At 66.8% G+C, this 20044-nt stretch carries 15 protein-coding genes and 2 pseudogenes; 13 read left to right on the top strand and 4 right to left on the bottom strand.

Going from position 1 to position 20044, the window contains the following annotated elements; all coding sequences use genetic code 11:
• The first annotated feature begins 27 nt into the window (after positions 1 to 27).
• Both HS109_00145 and HS109_00140 read left to right on the top strand, forming a co-directional pair.
• Entirely contained in the window at positions 28 to 1734 is a 1707-nt protein-coding gene (locus tag HS109_00145) for a mechanosensitive ion channel (protein ID MBE7520779.1), read from the top strand.
• Between the two features lie 902 nt (positions 1735 to 2636).
• Positions 2637 to 3838 (top strand): annotated as a pseudogene (locus HS109_00140) (ammonium transporter).
• A gap of 259 nt (positions 3839 to 4097) precedes the next feature.
• On the opposite strand, the gene HS109_00135 reads toward HS109_00140, so the two are convergent.
• From HS109_00135 to HS109_00125, 3 genes are all read right to left on the bottom strand, one after another.
• A complete protein-coding gene (locus HS109_00135; GenBank protein MBE7520778.1) occupies positions 4098 to 5123 on the bottom strand; it encodes an SDR family oxidoreductase in 1026 nt (341 codons plus the stop codon).
• Between the two features lie 17 nt (positions 5124 to 5140).
• On the bottom strand, positions 5141 to 6430 hold the full coding sequence (locus HS109_00130; protein ID MBE7520777.1) for a nucleotide sugar dehydrogenase: 1290 nt from the start codon (positions 6428 to 6430) through the stop codon (positions 5141 to 5143).
• Between the two features lie 345 nt (positions 6431 to 6775).
• Entirely contained in the window at positions 6776 to 7039 is a 264-nt protein-coding gene (locus tag HS109_00125) for a type II toxin-antitoxin system ParD family antitoxin (GenBank protein ID MBE7520776.1), read from the bottom strand.
• Positions 7040 to 7235: 196 nt separating this feature from the next.
• Here HS109_00125 and HS109_00120 point away from each other — a divergent pair, with 196 nt between their 5' ends.
• The 3 genes from HS109_00120 (at position 7236) to HS109_00110 (ending at position 10443) form a co-directional block, all read left to right on the top strand.
• Positions 7236 to 7463, top strand: a complete 228-nt coding sequence (locus HS109_00120) for a hypothetical protein (GenBank protein MBE7520775.1) — start codon at positions 7236 to 7238, stop codon at positions 7461 to 7463.
• Positions 7435 to 8145, top strand: coding sequence for a hypothetical protein (locus HS109_00115; protein MBE7520774.1), 711 nt, complete (start codon positions 7435 to 7437; stop codon positions 8143 to 8145). The genes HS109_00120 and HS109_00115 overlap by 29 nt, the downstream gene beginning before the upstream one ends.
• Before the next feature lie 1440 nt (positions 8146 to 9585).
• Entirely contained in the window at positions 9586 to 10443 is an 858-nt protein-coding gene (locus tag HS109_00110; GenBank protein ID MBE7520773.1) for a DUF2442 domain-containing protein, read from the top strand.
• Between the two features lie 478 nt (positions 10444 to 10921).
• Here HS109_00110 and HS109_00105 read toward each other — a convergent pair whose 3' ends face one another.
• The gene (locus HS109_00105) at positions 10922 to 11512 is read right to left on the bottom strand and encodes a hypothetical protein (GenBank protein MBE7520772.1); all 591 of its coding nucleotides are present in this window, start codon (positions 11510 to 11512) and stop codon (positions 10922 to 10924) included.
• Positions 11513 to 11903: 391 nt separating this feature from the next.
• Between HS109_00105 and HS109_00100 the strand changes: the two genes are divergently transcribed.
• The 8 genes and pseudogenes from HS109_00100 to HS109_00065 all read left to right on the top strand — a co-directional run bounded on the left by HS109_00100 (position 11904) and on the right by HS109_00065 (position 20027).
• Positions 11904 to 12284: a hypothetical protein gene (locus tag HS109_00100; GenBank protein MBE7520771.1), complete on the top strand. Its 381-nt coding sequence runs from the start codon at positions 11904 to 11906 to the stop codon at positions 12282 to 12284.
• Positions 12285 to 12317: 33 nt separating this feature from the next.
• Positions 12318 to 13288, top strand: a pseudogene (locus HS109_00095) (SDR family oxidoreductase).
• Between the two features lie 413 nt (positions 13289 to 13701).
• A complete protein-coding gene (locus tag HS109_00090; protein MBE7520770.1) occupies positions 13702 to 14136 on the top strand; it encodes a hypothetical protein in 435 nt (144 codons plus the stop codon).
• A 5-nt stretch (positions 14137 to 14141) separates the two neighbouring features.
• On the top strand, positions 14142 to 15389 hold the full coding sequence (locus tag HS109_00085) for an oligosaccharide flippase family protein (protein ID MBE7520769.1): 1248 nt from the start codon (positions 14142 to 14144) through the stop codon (positions 15387 to 15389).
• A 154-nt stretch (positions 15390 to 15543) separates the two neighbouring features.
• Positions 15544 to 16980 carry a hypothetical protein gene (locus tag HS109_00080; GenBank protein MBE7520768.1) on the top strand — a complete coding sequence of 479 codons (1437 nt, stop codon included), beginning with the start codon at positions 15544 to 15546 and terminating at the stop codon, positions 16978 to 16980.
• Positions 16977 to 17684 (top strand): class I SAM-dependent methyltransferase, encoded by a 708-nt coding sequence (locus tag HS109_00075; protein ID MBE7520767.1) that lies wholly within the window; start codon positions 16977 to 16979, stop codon positions 17682 to 17684. Before HS109_00080 ends, HS109_00075 begins: the two co-directional genes overlap by 4 nt.
• A gap of 178 nt (positions 17685 to 17862) precedes the next feature.
• Positions 17863 to 19062, top strand: coding sequence for a glycosyltransferase family 4 protein (locus tag HS109_00070; GenBank protein ID MBE7520766.1), 1200 nt, complete (start codon positions 17863 to 17865; stop codon positions 19060 to 19062).
• The gene (locus tag HS109_00065) at positions 19059 to 20027 is read left to right on the top strand and encodes a polysaccharide deacetylase family protein (protein MBE7520765.1); all 969 of its coding nucleotides are present in this window, start codon (positions 19059 to 19061) and stop codon (positions 20025 to 20027) included. The genes HS109_00070 and HS109_00065 overlap by 4 nt, the downstream gene beginning before the upstream one ends.
• Positions 20028 to 20044 lie beyond the last annotated feature (17 nt).

The following is a 20044-nucleotide window of genomic DNA, read 5'->3' as shown; positions in this document are numbered from 1 at the left end:
CGCCGTCGAACAGCATCCACCGCGGTCGTGAACCTGCGGTCAGCGATCGGCGCCCGACTCGCGGCGCTCGCCTGCGCATTCGCGTTCGTCGCAATCCCGTGCGCGACCGCGCAGGCTGCTGACGCTTCCGGCGACGCGACGAAGGCGCCGACGACCGCTTCGTCGCCCGCGGCGCCGACGCCATCCGCTGCGCCGCCCGCCGCGCGCATCACCGACAACCGTCCCGGCGCGGTCGTCGTCTTCAACCGCCCGATCGTCGAGTTCCGCGCGCCGCTGCTGGGCATGTCCGCGCGCGACCGCGCCGAGGACGCGAGCGAACGGATCCGCCGGCTGCTGGCGATGGGCGGCCCGGGCAAAGTGTCGACCGAGAAGATCGCGCAGGGCATGGCGCTGATGCTCGACGGGCAGCTCGCCCTCGTCATCTCGGACGAGGACGCCATCGCGACGCCCGGCGAGAGCGTACGCATGCTGGCCGACCAGGCGGCGCGAACGCTCGAGATCGTGGTCGCCGAGACGCGCGAGGCGCGCGACCACCGCTATCTGGTGCGTGCCGCCATGCACGCCGCGGTCGCCACCGCGATCTGGCTCGCGCTCCTGTGGCTCGCGCATCTCGCGTGGCGCGTGACGGCACGCACGCTGATGCGCGTCGCCGAGCGCCACGCGGAGCGGCTGCGCGTCGGCGGCGGCGAAGTGATCTCGCGCCACCACGCGATCGCGGCCGTGCGCCGGATCGTCGGCGTCGTCGCGATGGCGACGATGGTGATCCTCACCTGGGAGTGGCTGGGCTACGTGCTCGGGCTCTTCCCGTTCACGCGCCCGTGGAGCGAGGGCCTGACCGGCTTCGTCATCGACAAGACGACCGGGCTCCTCGAGTCGATCGCGCGCGGGCTCCCGTCGCTCTTCGTCGCGGTGCTGATCTTCGCGATCGCCTGGCTCGCCGACCGCGCGCAGCGGAGCTTCTTCGACCGGATCGCGAGCGGACGCATCACGCTCCGCGCGCTCGACCGCGACGTCGCGCCGCCGACCAAGCGCCTCGCGACGATCGCGGTGTGGGTGTTCGCCGCGGCGATGGCCTACCCGTACATCCCCGGTTCCGACACCGACGCGTTCAAGGGGCTCTCCGTGCTGCTCGGCCTGATGGTGACGGTGGGCGCCTCCGGCATCGTCGGCCAGGCGGTGAGCGGGCTGATCCTCATGTACACGCGCACCTACCGCACCGGCGAGTTCGTCCGCATCGGGGAGCGCGAGGGCACGATCACGCGGATGGGGCTCTTCACGACGACCGTGCGCACGGGCCTCGGCGAAGAACTCACGATGCCGAACTCGCAGGTGCTCGGCACCGTGACGACCAACTACTCGCGTACGTTCGGCCAGCCGGGCTTCGCCGTGAGCATCGCGGTCAGCATCGGCTACGACGAGCCGTGGCGGCAGGTGCACGCGCTCCTCGCCGACGCCGCGAAGCGCACCGACGGCATCGCCGCGTCGCCACCGCCGCAGGTCTTCCAGACCAGCCTCGACGATTTCTACGTCAAGTACCAGCTCGTCTGCCGCGCGACGGCGTCCGCGCCCGCCGAGCGCGCGGCGGTCCTCTCCGCGCTGTTCGCCAACGTGCAGGACGCGTTCAACGAGGCTGGCGTGCAGATCATGTCGCCGCATTTCCTCAGCGATCCCGCGAAGCCCAAGATCGTACCCAAGTCGCGGTGGCAGGGGAATGCGCCGCCGGCGGCGGGTTGAAGATGTCCCCGTAGGTCGGCCTTCAGGCCGACAAGCGCGTCGCCGATGTGGGTCGGCCTTCAGGCCGACGCGATGCTGCCCATGCGCACGAACCCCGTCGGGCTGAAGCCCGACCTACGGGGGAGAGTGGTGGGTCGGCCTTCAGGCCGACAAGCGCGCCGCCGCTGTGGGTCGGCCTTCAGGCCGACGCGATGCTGCCCATGCGCACGAACCCCGTCGGGCTGAAGCCCGACCTACGGAATGATGGTGGGTCGGCCTTCAGGCCGACAAGCGCGCCACCGCTGTGGGTCGGCCTTCAGGCCGACAAGCGCGCCACCGCTGTGGGTCGGCCTTCAGGTCGACGCCGTTTCGTCGAATCGGCACGAACCCCGTCGGGCTGAAGCCCGACCTACGGGAATGATGGTGGGTCGGCCTTCAGGCCGACAAGCGCGCCACCGCTGTGGGTCGGCCTTCAGGCCGACGCGATTTCGTCGAATGCGCACGAACCCCGTCGGGCTGAAGCCCGACCTACGGGGGAGAGTGGTGGGTCGGCCTTCAGGCCGACAAGCGCGTCACCGCTGTGGGTCGGCCTTCAGGCCGACGCGATGCCGTTTCGTCGAATCGCACGAACCCCGTCGGGCTGAAGCCCGACCTACGGGGGAGAGTGGTGGGTCGGCCTTCAGGCCGACTAGCGCACACCGCATTGTTCCGGTGCGCGCTCGCACCACAACAGTGCGGCGCGACGAGCTTTCCGGAATGCTGTTCCAGAGAAAACCACGTTAAATCAACGATATGCCGTGATGGCACGCCGGCTGCTCCCCGTTTGCCCCATCCCGGACCTGCGGCCACCGCCACGCACCTTCGGGACGCACGCCGGCCGCAACGGCCGCCGACAAGATCAACGCGCATACCACGGGGAACCCATGGAAGCTCTGATATCCGGCACCGACACGCTGTTCATCCTGCTGGGCGCGATCATGGTGCTCGCGATGCACGGGGGGTTCGCGTTCCTCGAGCTCGGCACCGTGCGCAAGAAGAACCAGGTGAACGCGCTGGTGAAGATCCTCGTCGACTTTCGGTGTCGACGATCGCGTACTTCTTCGTCGGCTACGCGCTCGCCTACGGCGTGCAGTTCTTCGCCGGGGCGGAATCGCTCGCGCAGAAGAGCGGCTACGAACTCGTGCGCTTCTTCTTCCTGCTCACCTTCGCCGCGGCGATCCCGGCGATCGTGTCGGGCGGCATCGCCGAGCGTGCGCGCTTCGGACCGCAGCTCGCCGCGACGTTCCTCCTGGTCGGATTCGTCTACCCGTTCTTCGAGGGCATCGCCTGGAACCAGCACTTCGGCGTGCAGGCCTGGCTCAAGGGCGCCTTCGGCGCGGAGTTCCACGACTTCGCCGGCAGCGTCGTCGTGCACGCGATGGGCGGCTGGATCGGGCTCGCCGCGGTGCTGCTCCTGGGCGCGCGGCGCGGGCGCTACTCGCGCGAAGGCGGCATCGCTGCGCATCCGCCGTCGTCGATCCCGTTCCTCGCGCTGGGCGCGTGGATCCTGTCGGTCGGCTGGTTCGGGTTCAACGTGATGAGCGCGCAGACGCTCGACAAGATCTCGGGGCTCGTCGCGGTCAACTCGCTGCTCGCGATGGCGGGTGGCACCGTCGCCGCGTTCTTCGCCGGCCGCAACGACCCCGGCTTCGTCCACAACGGACCGCTCGCGGGGCTGGTCGCGGTGTGCGCCGGCTCCGACGTGATGCACCCGATCGGCGCGCTCGCGACCGGCGCCGTCGCCGGCGCGCTGTTCGTCTACCTGTTCACCGTGACGCAGAACCGGCTCAAGGTCGACGACGTGCTCGGCGTGTGGCCGCTGCACGGCGTCTGCGGCGCGTGGGGCGGCATCGCCGCGGGCATCTTCGGCTCGACGGCGCTGGGCGGATTGGGCGGCGTCGCGCTGGGATCGCAGATCGCCGGGACGCTCGGCGGCATCGCCGTCGCGCTGGCGGGCGGCACCCTCGTCTACGGCGCGCTCGAGGCCGCGGTCGGCCTGCGCCTCGATCCCGAGCAGGAGTTCAACGGCGCGGACCTCTCGATCCACCGCATCTCCGCCACGCCCGATCGCGAGCCGTCGTGGTAGGCGGTCGATCCGTGTCGGGCTGAAGCCAAAGCCGTCGGGCTGAAGCCAAAGCCGTCGGGCTGAAGCCAAAGCCGTCGGGCTGAAGCCAAAGCCGTCGGGCTGAAGCCCGACCTACAGGAAGTTGTGGGTCGGCCTTCAGGCCGACAAGCGCATCGCTGTGGGTCGGCCTTCAGGCCGACAAACGCATCGCTGTGGGTCGGCCTTCAGGCCGACAAGCGCGTCCCTGTGGGTCGGCCTTCAGGCCGACACGCTCCCCCGCTCACCCACCCGCATACCACCCGAACGCCTCGCGCAGCCCCGCGCGCAGGTCGTACATCGGCGCGTAGCCCAGGAGACGCTGCGCCTTCGAGATGTCGGCCTGCGAGTGCCGCACGTCGCCCGGGCGGAAATCGGCGTGCACCGGCTCGGGCACGCGCAGCCCCGGCCGCCGCTCCTGCGCGAGTTCGCGCAGCAGCCGATACAGCTCGATCAGCGTCGTCCGCCCGCCGACCGCGACGTTGTAGACCTGGTTCTGCGCGTCGACGCGATCGACCGTCGCGGCGAGCAGGTTCGCCTGCACGACGTTCGCGACGTGGCAGAAATCGCGCGTCGTGCTGCCGTCGCCGTGGATCGTCACCTGCTCTCCGCGCAGCATCGCGGAAGCCCAGCGCGGAATCACCGCCGCGTAGGCGCCGTCGGGATCCTGCCGCGCGCCGAACACGTTGAAGTACCGCAGCCCGATCGCGAACGTCGCGTAGCAGCGCGCGAACACCTCGGCGTAGAGCTCGTCGACGAGCTTCGTCACGGCGTAGGGCGAGAGCGGCCGCCCGATCGTCTCCTCGACCTTCGGCAGTCCAGGATGATCGCCGTAGGTCGAACTCGACGCCGCGTACACGAACCGCCCGACGCCCGCGTCGCGCGCCGCCACCAGCATGTTGAGGAAACCCGTCGCGTTGGCCGCGTGCGTCGCGAGCGGATCGGCGATCGACCGCGGCACCGAACCGAGCGCCGCCTGGTGCAGCACGACGTCCACGCCTTCGCACGCGCGCGCGCAGGCCCTCGGATCGCCGATGTCCGCCTCGATGAACGTGTGGCGCCGCCAGGCTTCCTCGCCGACCGCCGCGCGTACGCTGTCGAGGTTGTTCCGGCTCCCGGTCGCGAAATTGTCGAGGCCGACGACCTGCTGGCCGAGGTTGAGCAGCGTCTCGCACAGGTGCGAGCCGATGAACCCGGCGCTCCCGGTCACGAGCCAGCGCGCGCGCCAGCTCCGCAGGTGCGCGAAACGCTCGCCGAGCGTCTCCTGCATCGTCGCGCCGCCGGCGGTCACAGCCGCCACACCCGCACGCCGCGCGATTCCAGCGCCTTCGCGTCCGCGGCGCTCTTCACGTCGACGTAGACGCCGCCGGGCGCGAGCTTGGCGACGATCTCGTCGACCGGCCGCGCGCGGAACGCCTTGTGCGCCACCGCCGCGACGATCGCCTGCGCGCGCGGCAGCGCGTCCCACGAGACGAGCCCGATCCCGTACTCGGTCAGCGCATGCGCGGGCTCGGCCACCGGGTCGTGCACGTGGACGCGCACGCCGTAGGTCTCGAGCTCGCGGATCACGTCGATCACGCGCGAGTTGCGCAGGTCGGCACAGTCCTCCTTGAACGTGAGCCCGAGCACCGCGACGTCGGCGCCGCGCACCTCGAACCCCGCCTGCGCGAGCTGCTTGACCGTCTGCTCGGCGACGAAGCGCCCCATGCCGTCGTTGATGCGCCGCCCCGCGAGGATCACCTGCGGGTGGTAGCCCAGCATGTCGGCCTTGTGCGTCAGGTAGTACGGATCGACGCCGATGCAGTGGCCGCCGACGAGCCCCGGCCGGAACGGCAGGAAGTTCCACTTGGTGCCGGCTGCCTCCAGCACTTCGCCGGTGTCGATGCCGATGCGGTGGAAGATCAGCGCGAGTTCGTTCATCAGCGCGATGTTGAGGTCGCGCTGCGTGTTCTCGATCACCTTGGCCGCCTCCGCGACCTTGATGCTGCTCGCGCGGTGGATGCCGGCCGGCACGATGCTGCCGTAGACGGCCGCGACGCGCTCGAGCGTCGCGGCCGAGTCGCCCGCGACGACCTTGGTGATCTTCGGCAGCGTGTGCTCGCGGTCGCCCGGGTTGATCCGCTCGGGCGAGTAGCCGACGAAGAAGCCCTCGCGCCACTTCATGCCCGAGTGCCTCTCGATGAGCGGCACGCAGATCTCCTCGGTCGCACCCGGGTAGACGGTCGACTCGAACACGACGGTCGCGCCGTGCGCGAGGTGGCGGCCGACCGTCTCGCACGCGCGCTCGAGCGGGCGGAAGTCGGGGCGTTTCGCGTCGTCGACCGGCGTGGGCACCGCGACGACGACGAAGCTCGCGTCGCGCAGGCGCGCGGGATCGGTCGTGAAGGCGAGTTTCGACGCCGTCGCGAAATCCTCGTCCGCCACCTCGCCCGTCGGGTCCCGCCCGGCGCGGTACGCGTCGATCTTCGCCTGCGAGAGGTCGTAGCCGATCGTCCGGGTGCGCTTGCCGAACTCGATCGCGAGCGGCAGCCCGACGTAGCCCAGTCCGACGACGGCGATCGTCGTGTCTTCGATCATTGGGGTGCTGTTGCCCGGCAAGCTTCCGTCGTGGGTCGGGCTTCAGCCCGACGCCTTTCGCGTCCTTGTGGGCCGGGCTTCAGCCCGACGCCTTTCCCTTCAGTGTGGCGAACCCCGTCGGCCTGAAGGCCGACCCACACATCCGCACTCCTGTGGGTCGGGCTTCAGCCCGACGCCCTTCCATCCCCAAGCAATCCCTCATGCAATGCTGCAACCCCGTCGGGCTCGAGCCCGACCCACGACCCGTCGGGCTTAAGCCCGACCCACGGGCGACGCGAACATCGGAAGCTTCCGTGGGTCCGGCTTCAGTAACCGGACGCCTTTGCCATCGATGATTCGGACCCATCATCCCTTGCCCTTGCCGCGGGCCTGCACGCGCGACAACGCCTCGCCGCGGATCGCCTTCCAGTCGGCCGGGGTCAGCTCGGTCTCCGGCGCGTTCAGCCCCTCCATCAACCGCGTCTCCAGCGCCTGCTCGGCCCGACGCTTCTCGTCGGCGCGGATGAGTTCGCGCACGAATTCACTTGCGCTGCTGTACCGTCCCGACGAAACCTGGCCATCGACGTAGCGCTTGAGCGGCTCGGGAAGCGAGATGTTCATGCTCTCCATGCGGCCTCCTCTCTCGGCGCGGCACCGTAGCACGCGTAGCAGGCACTGGCAAGAAATGGCACGATCGGCTATCCTCGATCGGGCCGTTCCGGCACGACCGCGCTTCGTCGGCGTCGCCTCGCGACGATCGGCATTCGCGCTCGCGATCCGCGCGTAGGATGCGGCCATCGAGCTTCGTGGACCCGGACGTCGAACCGTGCTGCACCGCCATCTCGACCATCAGCGTCTCACCCTCGCGGCCATCGACGACGTGATCGCACGCGGGCGCTGGCGCGACTGGGCCGAGTTGCGCGAAGCGGTCCTCGCCGACCGATCGGTGCGCGCGAAGGTGGAGCGCGTCTGTCTTCCGCGCGCGGCCGACCCTCATGCGCAGCGCCACCACTTCTGGTTGAGCTATGCCGAAGCCCACGGCTCCGCTCCCTGACTGGGAACTCGTGCTGTCCTCGGCTGCGCGCCTCCAGCGCATCCTGCCCGATGCGGTGCTGGTCGGCGGCACCGCGTCCGCGCTGCACGCCGCCCATCGATTCTCCCGCGATGCCGACCTCGCGCAGCGCTTCGACGCCGTACTGGCGCAGCTCGAGTCGGTGGCAGGCTGGAAGACGGCCCGCGTGCAGCGCCCGGTGCAGATCCTGGGCAGTCTCGATGGCATCGAGACCGGGATCCGGCAGCTCATCCGCGACGAACCGCTGGCGACGACGGTGGTGGAGCACCGCGGCGGGCGCATCACCGTTCCGACCGAGGCTGAGATCCTGCGCATCAAGGGCGTGCTGATCCTGCGGCGCAACGCCACGCGCGACTACCTCGATTTCGTCGCCCTGGCCGATCACATGGGCGACGAGAACGTCGCGCTCGCCCTGCAGTCCTTCGACCGGATCTACAGGCAGGACAACGGCGAATCGCCGCTCCAGCAGTTGCAGGTGCAGCTCGCGAGCGCGCAGCCCTACGACGTCGAGGGCATCGACCTCGACGAGTATCGGAACCTCGCCCCCCGCTGGCACGACTGGAACGTCGTCAAGGCGGCGTGTGCGCGCCTCGCCACGGTCATCTTCGATCGGGTGTGCGAACTGCATGCCGCGCGCGGCGTCGAACGTGGCAGCAGCCCGTGAGCCCGTCGGGCTTCAGCCGCATGCCTTTCCGTGTTCTTGTGGGTCAGGCCTGACGGTTTTCCCTCGATGAAGCGAACCCCGTCCGGCTGAACCCGGACCTACAAGCACAAGTCGAGTCTGACCCCGCTTTTCCGTCCGCACAGGGAGAGTTCTGTGGGTCGGACTTCAGTCCGACGCCTTTGCCTTCAGCCCGACTTCGTCTTCCAATGCCGCAAACCCGTCGGCCTGAAGGCCGACCTACGGGAATGCGTTGTGGGTCGGGCTTCAGCCCGACAAGCGCATCGCCCCGTGGGTCGGGCTTCAGCCCGACGCCCCTCGCCTCAATCCGCCGCCTTTCCCTCCGATACGGCGAATCTCCAGAACCCGAAGACCACCCCACCGCACCTCGCGGCCGATCCACATCCCCCCGCCTGATTATAATGACCACGGCATAACGCAAACGCCGCCCGCACGAGGCGCCGCGCAGGCCAGGGATGGAAGGGGAGATGTACCCGGAGTGGTGGTTTGCCGCAGTGCCCGCACTCTTCGCCGTCGCCGTGATGCCGGCAGCGATCCGCGCGCGCTCGATCAGCCACGACCACGCGGACGGCGTGCAGGCGGTGCACGTCGTCCCGACCTCGCGCCTCGGTGGCGCGATCGTGTTCCTCGCGTTCCTGGCCGCGGCCCTCGCCGCGCGCGCGCTGGGCCAGCCCGACCTCGACCCCGCGCTCACCCTCGCGCTCGCCGCCGTTCCGGTGGTCGTCGTCGGCGTGTGGGAGGACCTGACCCGCAGCGTGCGGCCGCGCTATCGCCTCCTCGCCGCGCTCGTGTCCGCCGCGCTCGCGACCTACTACGCGGGCGGCATCGTGCCGCGCGTCGACCTCCCGCTCCTCGACTACCTGCTCGCGCACCTGTGGTTCGCGCTGCCGCTCACCTGGTTCATGGTCGTGGGCTCGTGCAACGCGTTCAACCTGATCGACGGCGCGCACGGCCTCGCGAGCGGCACCGCGGTCATCCTGTTCGCCGGCCTCGCGATCGCCGCGGGCTGGGCGCAGGACGGCGAAACGCTCGCGCAGGCGCTCGCGATGCTGGGCGCGCTCGCGGGATTCCTGATCTGGAACTACCCGGGCGGGCGCGTATTCCTCGGCGACGCGGGCGCGTACTTCCTCGGCTTCATGTACGCGCAGCTCTCGATGCAGCTCGTCGCGCGCAACGGCGAACTCTCCGCCTGGTACGTGATCGTGCTGGCCGGCTATCCGATCGTCGACACGCTGTTCGCGATGTACCGCCGCGGCGTCGTGCGCCGCCGCCCGCTGATGGAGCCCGACGCATTGCACCTGCACTCGCTCGTCTACCGGCGGATCGCGATCCCGCGCGAACTGCAGCGGCTCGAGCGTCGCGTGCGCGACACGGGCCCGCCGGACGGCGTCGAGCGGCGGCGCACGCCCTGGCGCGCCGTGGATGCCAGCCAGCGCACCGGACACCTGCACCGCGCCAACCTGCGCGTCGCCCCGGGCCTGTGGGTGCACAGCCTCGCCTGCCTCGCGATGGCGATCGTCTTCTACGACAATACCTGGGCGCTGCTCGCCTGCCTCGCCGTCTACGCGATCTTCTACACGGTGCGCTACCGCGCGCTGGTGCGCTTCGGGCGCAGGCAGGTGCGGCGCGCGCTCCCCGCCCAGGACGATCGCCGGACACGATGAGCGACCGGCGGCGAATTCGCCCGCTGGCGTTGCGCCCTCGTTGCAGCCGCGTGTGCCTCGGCAAGCGGCGACCGTGAAGTCGCTGCCCGGGCTTCGCTCGCAAGTCTCGTTCGGCGACGGAACCGAGGGTGAAGCACACGGGGTGGACCTCGTCCAGTCGCGGGATGCAGGCGTGTTCGCGGCCCTGGCGGATCCGGCCGTCGTTGCGCAGGCGTTCGTCGAACACGGTGCTGTGTCGTGGCCCGGAGAACCTGATCTCGCGCCCGATGCGATGTACGAGTGTATGAGGAGATCAAGAAGGCGGGGGTGTGGGTGTCGCGATGGCGTACGCCCCTGTGGCGTGGGTTGGTGCTCACCGTCGTTCCCGTCACGCCGGCCACCGCCACGCCCCGGCGAACTCCTGCGCGCCGAACCAGCGGCGCCTTCGCCGCACGGCGATCGCAGGATGCGCGTTGCCGGGGTTGGAGACCGCGCGTGCGGCGGTGTCACCCGGGGCTATGCACCGGATGACCTGGGGCCGGAGCCGCTGCGAGCAGCGGCGCGCCTGGCCACGACTCGCTCCATGATCTCCTCGACACCGAAGCGGACCTTGGCGGGAATGCGTTCAGGTGGATAGAATGCCTCCACGAGCGCGAGCGCGTCTTTCGCGTTCTCGATGTGCGCGACATCGGCAAGCGCTTCGATGTCGCTCACGTCGTGCGATCCTTCGATCCCTTCCTGACGCATCGCCATGCACTTCATCGCAAAGAGATACTCGGGCGTCGGCGTGTAGATGCGCAGCCCGCCCTCGGCCGTGTTGTCGAAATCCGCCATGAGCTCCATCTGTTCCTGCCTGGACGTGAAGGCTTTCACGCCGTCGTTCAGCCAGTCTTCCGGCCAGCCTTCCACGGCGGCGACATCGCGCGCCGCCTGGCGCAGGAAATCGGGCGAGCCGTTGACCACGGCAGCGACGTCTTTGGTGGCGCGGCGCAAGTCGAACACCAGCGCCAGCGCAGCGCCGCCGTAAATCGACAGATCCACCACGACGCCGGCGGCCCGCGCCATGTCGTCGATGGCGCGCAAGCCGCGCAAGATGTCCTGCCGACCCGGCATCGTCATGGCGCAGCTCCGATCGCTGCGCCGGCGGTGTTGCGCCGTGGCCGATGGAGCGGGTCCGCATCGACGAAGATGAGCCGACGGCGAAAGGCGACCGGGCTTTCCTTGAGCAGCGTCGCCTTGAGCGATTCGAGGCCGCCGGGAAAGAACGGCCGACGCAGGAAGCGCTGCGCGCCGGCGGTCCACTCGGGCACGGGCAACCGACTGCGGAGCGCCAGATGCTCGGCTACCGCGGCCAGGTACGCGTTGGCGCGTGCGTCATCGCCGAGCGGCGGCTCTTCGCTCAGCATGCGCGCGCGCGCCACGGCGTCCGTCGCAACATAGAACTCGTCGAGGAACTCGCGCAGCGACGCGTCGAGGTGGCCGTGTGCACGGCCCTGCAGCGCGGCTTCGCGCAATGACTGCGGGCGCTGGCGCTGCGGCCGTGGTGATCGAGCTTCGGCCTTCGCCACCGTCGCGAGCAAGGGCTTGGCGACCGGCGCCTTGCGCCGCGCGCTGCGCTCGCGAAATTCGGCCAGCGCACGATGGATGAGCTGGGTCTCGCTGACGCCTTCGGCCACGGCGAGCGCGCGTACCGTCTCGCGGCTCACCGTGCTGCGGGTGTCCGCCTTGAACTTGAGCAGCAGCTCTTGCCGTGGCGCGGTAGCCGGATCGAGGTGTCGAGGACGCATGGGCGGTTCTTGCGGCGCGGAAGGCGCCGGTCTTGATTATATATGAAATATATATTCATGTCATCGTGCGCAAGGTGGCAGCCCCGCCGACCGCCGGGGTAAGCCTGTCCGCAGGCGTTACCCTCGGCCGCCAGCACCGGCGAGCGACAGGGACCCTGTCATCGATCGGCATATTGGAGCCGCGCCGACGCGCAATCGCCCTTCCTCCCGCAGCCGTGGCGGCGTGATGCCGCCCCGCACCCGGGAACCGACGTCGGGCGTGATGCAACTCGTCGCACGCAACGGCGAACTCTCCGCCCGGTAGGTGATCGTGCTGGCCGGCTACCCGTCCGTCGACACGCTGTTCGCGATGTACCGCCGCGGCGTCGTGCGCCTCCGTCCGCTGATGGAGCCCGACGCGCTGCACCTGCACTCGCTCGTCTACCGCCGAATCGCGATCCCGTACCGGCGCGCGCGGAGCGGCGCCGACCCGACACCGGCCATCACCCCCGGCACCTGCGCCGCGCCAACGCCAGCGTCACCCCGGCTTTGGCCGTGCGGCGCCGCCTGCCTGGCCATGGCGATCGTCCTCTCCGACGATACCCGGGCGCTGCTCGCCTGCCTCGCCGTCCATGCGCTGTACTACACGCACCGCTACCGCGCGCTGGTACGATTCGGGCGGCGCCAGGTGCGGCGGGTGGTGCGGCGGTGAGCGGTGGGCAATCCGGGGGTCGAGGTCGGGCGGGTGCGCAACTACGAAGCGACAAAGCGTGTGCTGGTCACCGGGGGCGCGGGCTTCCTCGGCTCGCACCTGATCGACCGCCTGCTCGCGCAGGGGCACGACGTCGTCTGCGTCGACAACCTCTTCACCGGAACGAAGCGCAACATCGAGCACCTGTTCGGCAACCCGCGCTTCGAGTTCATCCGCCACGACGTCACGTTCCCGCTCTACCTCGAGGTGGACGAGATCTACAACCTCGCCTGCCCGGCCTCGCCGATCCACTACCAGCACGACCCGGTCCAGACCACCAAGACCTCGGTCCACGGCGCGATCAACATGCTGGGCCTCGCCAAGCGCCTGCGCTGCCCGATCCTGCAGGCCTCGACCTCCGAGGTCTACGGCGACCCGACGGTCCACCCGCAGGTCGAGAGCTACTGGGGCAACGTCAACCCGATCGGCCCGCGCTCGTGTTACGACGAGGGCAAGCGCTGCGCCGAGACGCTCTTCTTCGACTACCACCGCCAGCACGGCCTTTCGATCAAGGTCGCGCGCATCTTCAACACCTATGGCCCGCGGATGCACCCGAACGACGGGCGCGTCGTGTCGAACTTCATCGTGCAGGCGCTGAAGGGCGAGCCGATCACCATTTACGGCGACGGCTCGCAGACACGCTCGTTCTGCTACGTCGACGACATGATCGACGCGCTGGTGGCGCTGATGGCCACGCCGCCCGAGTTCACCGGGCCGGTGAACCTCGGCAACCCCGACGAGTTCACGATCCGCGAGCTGGCGGAGAAGGTGATCGCGATCACCGGGTCGAAGTCGACGATCGAGTTCCGGCCGCTGCCGGGGGATGATCCGAGGCAGAGGCAGCCGGAGATTGCGCTGGCGAGGAGAGGTTGGGGTGGGGGCCGAGGGTGGGGCTGGAGGCGGGGCTCGGGCGGACGGTAGGCTATTTCGACGCCTTGCTTTCCGCAACTGCTCGAACTCTCTGAGATTGCTGGCAGAACGAATGGACATGACGGGTTCAGGAGCCGGCCCCGCTTGACTTGCGGTACCGTGCCCGGAGATCTCGCCTGGAAGTGAAACGCTGCCAACAACAAGGCGCCGGCGGCGCGCAGCTGGCGCGAAAGAATGCAGTAGCGACCGCAGTGCCTGTCGCCCGGGAGATGCCATGAAACTGACTTCTGTGCTCACTTCCCCAGAGGAACTCCCCTACCTTGCGCTCATCCCGGCAACTGGCAGCACGTCTCAAAGCGAGACCGGTCGAGAGGCCGATCTGCGGGAGGCGACCGCATGCAATCGCACGGCGTTGCTGTCAGCATGAGACCAGCGCTGCTTACCAAGATCGTTGCGGCGGGCCCTGGAAGGAGGTCACGACTCCCGGGTACTGGAATTCGGGTCAGGTATGTCGACAATCTGGTTCGCCAAACGCGCTGGCGAGGTATACGCGGTCGAGGACTCGGGTCCATGGCATGCAAGAGTCGTAGATCTCATATCAAGAGCGCATTTGCGAAACGTTCACTTGCACCATGCAGAACGGATTGATGAGTACAGCCAATTCATGGCGAATGACACTGCAGGGTTCGACCTGATCGTTGTCGACGGAATTTGCCGCCATCAGTGCACCGTGACGGCGCTCCCCTTGTTGAGAAATGGTGGCATCTTCTATCTTGACAATTCCGATCGAGGCGTGATTAGCAGGGACGAAGACGCGAGGAAGGCGGAGGCAGCCATCCTCGAGTTCGCGCGCGAGAGAAGTGCCGAAGTCAACTGGTTCACCGATTTCGCTCCGACTCAGTTCTTCGTTCAGCAGGGGCTCATGGTCAAGTTGCCGGATTGAAATGATTGGAGCGCGCCTCGGTGAAGCCATGGCGGCAGACCTTTCTCGCCAACGGGATCATTTTTGCGAGTGGCCTCGCGAGCGGGGTCCTCGCTGCGCGACTTCTTGGGGCAGAGGATCGGGGGCATCTCGCCGCGATCACCTACTGGCCACACTTTGTCGCCGGCGTGGCCGCAATGGGGATCAACGAGGCGATCACGATTCGCACGGCAAGGTCAGGGACGACGCGAACGCTCAGGGCGACGACGCTCGGCCTTTCGCTAGCTTTGGCGATCGTTGTGGTCGCCGTCGGCGTGCCGATCTTGCCCTTGCTCCTCGGGCCGACGCGACAGGCCAGCCTGACGTTCACCCAGATCTACTTCGCCATCTTCGTCCCATTGACGTTTATCGCGATGAATTTCCTCGCAGTGGAACAGGGGGAGTTCAACTATCGCAACTTCAACCTCCAGCGGATCATTCAAGCCGCGACCTATCCATTGCTGCTGGCCGGTCTTTGGCTTGCGGACTGGCTGACGATCCGCAGCGCTGCCGTCGCGGTCTTGTCCGGCACCGCGTTGGTCGCATTGATCCGCTTATGGCAGGTGCGACCGGGATTGAATGTGAGGCCGTCGTTGCGCGAGGCCCGGGAACTGCTCGCTCAAGGGGCGCGCCTGCATGCGGCCAATCTCGTCATGTTTCTCGCCATGCAGATCGACAAGATGGCGTTGGTTCTTCTCTCCAGCGACCTGCAGTTGGGTCTGTACGTTGTTGCCTCTACGGCGGCAACTGCAGCGCAATCTCTGGTCGTGCAAACCTACAACAACGTGATGCTGCCCGCCGCAGCCAAGGCCGGGGGAGGTCCGGAAAGCGCGGCGGCCATCGCGAGCACACTGCGCAGGTTGGTGACGCTGTTGTTCGGGATGACGGTGCTCATGGTGGTCGCCTTGCCGTTGCTGTTGCCAGCTGTTTTCGGCGCGGACTTCTCCGCCGCCGTGCCATACGCCCAGGTGCTTGCAGTGGCGTTTGCCTTCCTGGGGCTAAAGAACGTGCTGATTTATCTATTCAGGGCATGGGAGATCAACAGACCTGCCATTGCTGCCGACGGGCTGGCGTCACTGATGCTGCTCGCGGGAGCGTATCCGGTGGTGCGGACATGGAGCGCGCTCGGGATGGCGATACTTGTGCTTGTCGCACAGGGGACGAGTACCGCGTTTCTCCTTTGGCGGTTCATGAAGTATGCGAGGATCAGCATCAGGCAGCTTGCGCGAAACTGACGCGAAGCAGCCATTCACCTGCGTCGTTCTCTCCGGTGACACGATTGCGGTTGCAGGCGACCATCCACCGGCAGTCCCGCATGGTGGCGGAATCGTGCGCGTAGCCAATCGCTCGTTGCTTGCCTTATGCCTGGCGGGAGTCTCTACGCTGAGCATGCTCGACCTGAGCGGTGAGGTCGCCGCGGGTTTGTTTCTTGTGGTTGCGCTTGTCCTGTTGGCAATATCGAAGCGCGATGGATTCGTCTTGTCGGCGGCAATGCTAGTAGTCGTCGCCTATGTGCTCGCCTATCCTCTGGAAGTGCTGTTCTACGATTTCTATTCCGGTTGGAGGCCCGCCCCATTGGAGAGTCTCGCCTTCAGCATACTGTGGGCTCTACGGGGATTTAGCGCCTTTGCCGTTGCATACGCATTCGTGGTCTTGCTGTTTCGCAACCCGAAAGGGGCGTTAGGCCGCGAGGCTGAGTGGATACGCGGCCGAATTAGCTATACGGTCTATATCGTGACCAGCATCGGGTGGCTGGCCGTGATCTCTTGGGCTTTGTCGGTTGTGCTTTTTGGAATCTCGCTTACCTTCGTCGAACGCAATGCGGTTAACGTGGAGAGTGCCGCCGGCACACTGCATCAGGCACTCGGCCTGATGAGTGCGTTGAGGCAGCCGTTTCTCTTCGGCTTCCTGGTCCTCTACTACAAGAAGTTGACTGACCGCCACCTGACGCTGCTGTTTTGGTGCCTCGTCGGCATCTCGGTCGTCGAGATAGTCACGATTGGATCCAAGGCTTCGATCATTCGCGGGATCGTCGTCGTGTTGCTCGTGGGGGCAGTGCTGCCGATACGACTCAATCTCCGACAAGCGGCTATTGGTGCGGGAGCAGTGATGGTGTTTTACGCCGCGTTCCTCGTCATCACGGAGTACCGTGCGCTCATTCTGGCCGAGCACGACGCGGGGGGGAACGTGTTCGACATCACAGTGCAAGTGGAGTCCTTCGGACGCGCAGTGATGGCGAGTGTGCCGTTTGTCGATGCCTACGAGGACCGGGAAACGGAGGTGAAGACGAAGACTGTGTTGAGTCGGCTCAGCCATGCGACGACGTTCTCGGACCTGCTGGAGCATACCGGGAGAATATCGCCGTACGAGCACGCTTGGGAGAGTGTATTCGCACCCCTATACGCGGTCCTTCCCCGATTCATCGTGCCTGACAAGCCGGAGTTCTTCCATTCCGGCCGCAATGCCGCCGAATACTATGGGTGGAGGTACGGCGGCATATCGGTGACCCTTTTGGGCAGTCTGTATTTCGCGTGGGGCTATGCCGGCATCGTCCTCGGCATGGCGTGCATGGGTGGCTGGCTCGCGTTTGTGGAAGCTAAGGCACGGCGGGGGAACATCCTGTCGCCGCACTGGCTGGTATTGCTGGCAATGACCGTCCTGATGCTACTGGACGTCGGGGTGACGGTTCAGCCGATCCTGACCGACCTGATTCGCGTGGCCCTGATTCTTTGGGCGCTTTACCTACTCTATCCTTCGCTGAGGGGGGTGATGCAGCAGCGCACGTCGCGGATTCTGACTCTGGCTCCGGTGAGTCGGCGGACATGACCCGCCTGCGGAAGTTCGAGTCCGTCTTTGGAGAGAACTGGGTCGTTGGCAGGTACCTGCTCCCCGCCCTCGAGAAGTTGGGGCGAGCCCACACTGGCGTCGTACTCGACCTGGCGTGTGGTGAGAGTCCGTTCCGAAAGTGCTTTCCCTACGCGCGCCAGTATCTGCGGGTGGACCACGATCCGCTGGATGCGGAGGTCATCAGAGGGGATATGAGGTGCGTCCCGCTGCCCGACCGCTCGGCGGACGCGGTCCTGTTGTGCCAAGCCATCACAGATGTTCCCGAACCTTCAGCGGTCCTGAAGGAGGTGCGTCGGCTGCTACGTGCCGGGGGGAGCGTGATCGTTTTCGAGAGCATGTGCTATCCGGAGCACGACGCCCCGCACGACTACTTTCGGTTGATGCCGGAGGGGCTGCGGGCAGTTGCGGACACAGTCGGGTTGCAGGTGCGCGAATGCATGCGACTGGGCGGGTTGTTCACCCGCTTTGCGTCGCTGTGGAACACTTGTCTGATGGGCGGCCTGATGAGGTACCGCGCACTTCGCCCGATCGGCTTGCTCGGGGTCGCGGCGGGCAATGTCTTCTGCTACGCGCTCGATCGAATGGCTCCGCACCCGCGCCTCGCCTCGGACTATCTTGCCGTACTGGCGCCAAGGGACGCGGCACTTGACCTCGATTCTCCTGCATCTGGATCCGGCAATTGATTGCGCGCCCTCTCGCTCCGCTGCAACGCCGTCTTCCGAGTCATTACCTCGATCTCTGCGGCTACGGATCTGGTCGCGAATTCAGCAGCCGCCTCGCAACAAGTGTCGGACCGGGAGATGTCCTGCTCGATGTGGGATGCGGCGAAGACAGTCTTCGCGACGCCTGAGCCTCCCTCTGATGCACACCGATCCTTCCGAGTCGCCGCTGCGACTGGCGGTACTCACAGAATCGATCTCGCACTTCGAGGTCCCGCTCTTCCGGTTGTGTGCGCGGCGCGAGGACCTGGTCTTCAAGGTCTTCTACGTCCAGAAAGTCGACAGACAGCGGTTTGACGCGCAGTACGCGGGTCGCATCGATTGGGGCGACGACCTGCTCGCCGGCTACGAGTCGGCCCAAGGGGAGAATGCGGACGCGTTGAGATTGGCTGCGCGGACATGGGGCGCCCACGTGGTCCTCATGTATGGTTACGGTTGGCCGGGCGCGCTGGAGATCATCGTGCGGAACTGGTGGCGCGGACAGGCACAAGTACATCGGGGAACGCTCAACTACTTTCTCGACCCGCGGCGACCGCTGAAAGGGCGGCTGATGCGGCCGTTTCGCAGCTTCGTGCTGAGAATGTTCGATGCGCACCACTATGGCGGCGATTACAGTCGGAAGGTCTTGATGGATGCCGGCGCGAAGGAATCTTCGCTGTTCTTCGTACCCTACTCGGTCGATACCGAGCACTTCCTCGCGGCGTCCGAGAGCGCGCAAGTACAGGAAGCCGCGCTCGCACTGCGAACTGATCAGGGCTGGGCGGACGACGATCACGTGATCCTTTTCATCGCACAGCACAATTGGTTCAAGGGTCCCGACATCGCCATGGAGACGTTCCATCGGGTCGCAAGTAAGGATCCCCGGGCCCGCTTCCTGATCGTCGGATCCGGCCGGATGACCGACGCCATGAAGGCTGAAGTGTGCCGCCATGTCGAACCCAGCAGGATCCACTTCGCCGGCTTCGTTCCCAGTCTGCAGACGGTGCCCTACTATCTTGCCTGTGATGTGGTCCTCTGCTCCTCACGCTACGAGACGTGGGCAAGAATGATCAACGAGGCCATGCTCTGCCGAAGGCCATGTGTGGTGAGTCGCGTTGTGCCGGCTGCCGGCGGGCTCATCGAGGACGGCGTGAACGGATACGTCGTCGAGTCGCCGGAGGCTGATCTCCTTTCCAACGCGATGACGAGACACTTCGCGTTGCCTGTGGACGAGCGGCACAAGATGGGCGAAGCCGCCAGGAGACAGGCGCAGTTCTTCGCCTACGAGCCGAATATGGAGAACGTGATCGCGGCAACGCGCTATGCGTTCGAGCGGCGCGGAGGGGTCAAGGCTCTACCGTGAATTGGCTGAAGTACGTCGCGAAGGGTCTGATTCACGGCGGGCTCGACGCCAGCGGAGCGCCACACCGCAGGCGCGACGCGTTGCGTGGCCATTTGCTCGTCCTCACCTACCATTCGTTCGGGGACGGTGTGCCGCAGGGGCTGTTCGGGGCTCTGCCTGTGCGTCAGTTCGAGCGGCACCTGCGTTACTTGAGGTCCCACTTCTGCATGGTTTCGCTGGAACAGGGCGTCGGAAACATCCGAGCTGGAGCCGTGGAACACCAGCCTTTCCTGGCCCTGACGATCGACGACGGTTTCGAGGACAATTTCACCTTCGCCTGGCCGTTGCTGAAGCAGTACGGGGTTCCGGCGACCGTCTTTCTGGCCACTGACTTCATCGATTCTGGCCGCCCACCTTGGCCCACACAGATCGTTGAGATCCTTGAGCGAGCAACGCTGAACGTGATGTCGTTTCCGTTCCCCGCGCGGCTCGGAAGTCTGAAGGAGAAGATCGCGGTTGCTCGGAACCTTCAGCACCAGTGGGCCCCGTTGCCGCCGGGTGAGAGGTTCGAGCTTCTGGAAGCCTTGCGCGCCCATCTCCGCGTTCCAGTTGACTGGGTGCGCCGGCCTCTCCGTTGGGACCAGATCAGAACGATGCGTGACCACGGTGTACGGTTCGGGTCGCACACTGAATTTCACAGCTATCTCCCAGTTTCCTCCGACAAGGTCGTCGCAGACGAGCTTTTGGGGTCGAAGCGGAGAATCGAAGACGAGCTGGGCGAACCTTGCCGACTCTTTGCGTTCCCGGACGGCGCATTCGATGATCGGTGCGTTGACGCGGTGCGAGTTGCGGGTTTCGAGGCTGCCGTCACGCAAGTGAAGGGCAGCAACGTTGGGACGACAACCCCGTACACGCTCCATCGGATCGAGGTTCCGTCCCACGATCCGTTTGCCACATTCAGGTGCCGCTCCGCCTTGGCGCTGTAGAGAGACGAGCGACGTAA

The organism is Burkholderiales bacterium (assembly GCA_015075645.1).
Lineage (GTDB): Bacteria > Pseudomonadota > Gammaproteobacteria > Burkholderiales > Casimicrobiaceae > VBCG01.
Note: the sequence above shows the minus strand (reverse complement) of the source record. Positions and strands in the feature narration are given on the sequence as shown.

Excerpts from the sequence above, each read along its gene's own strand:
- HS109_00070 (MBE7520766.1), top strand. The coding sequence starts at position 17,863 with ATGCACACCGATCCTTCCGAGTCGCCGCTGCGACTGGCGGTACTCACA.
- HS109_00090 (MBE7520770.1), top strand. The coding sequence starts at position 13,702 with ATGTCGACAATCTGGTTCGCCAAACGCGCTGGCGAGGTATACGCGGTC.
- HS109_00115 (MBE7520774.1), top strand. The coding sequence starts at position 7,435 with ATGCCGAAGCCCACGGCTCCGCTCCCTGACTGGGAACTCGTGCTGTCC.
- HS109_00110 (MBE7520773.1), top strand. The coding sequence starts at position 9,586 with ATGCCAGCCAGCGCACCGGACACCTGCACCGCGCCAACCTGCGCGTCG.
- HS109_00075 (MBE7520767.1), top strand. The coding sequence starts at position 16,977 with ATGACCCGCCTGCGGAAGTTCGAGTCCGTCTTTGGAGAGAACTGGGTC.
- HS109_00080 (MBE7520768.1), top strand. The coding sequence starts at position 15,544 with ATGCTCGACCTGAGCGGTGAGGTCGCCGCGGGTTTGTTTCTTGTGGTT.
- HS109_00135 (MBE7520778.1), bottom strand. The coding sequence starts at position 5,123 with ATGCAGGAGACGCTCGGCGAGCGTTTCGCGCACCTGCGGAGCTGGCGC.
- HS109_00125 (MBE7520776.1), bottom strand. The coding sequence starts at position 7,039 with ATGGAGAGCATGAACATCTCGCTTCCCGAGCCGCTCAAGCGCTACGTC.
- HS109_00130 (MBE7520777.1), bottom strand. The coding sequence starts at position 6,430 with ATGATCGAAGACACGACGATCGCCGTCGTCGGACTGGGCTACGTCGGG.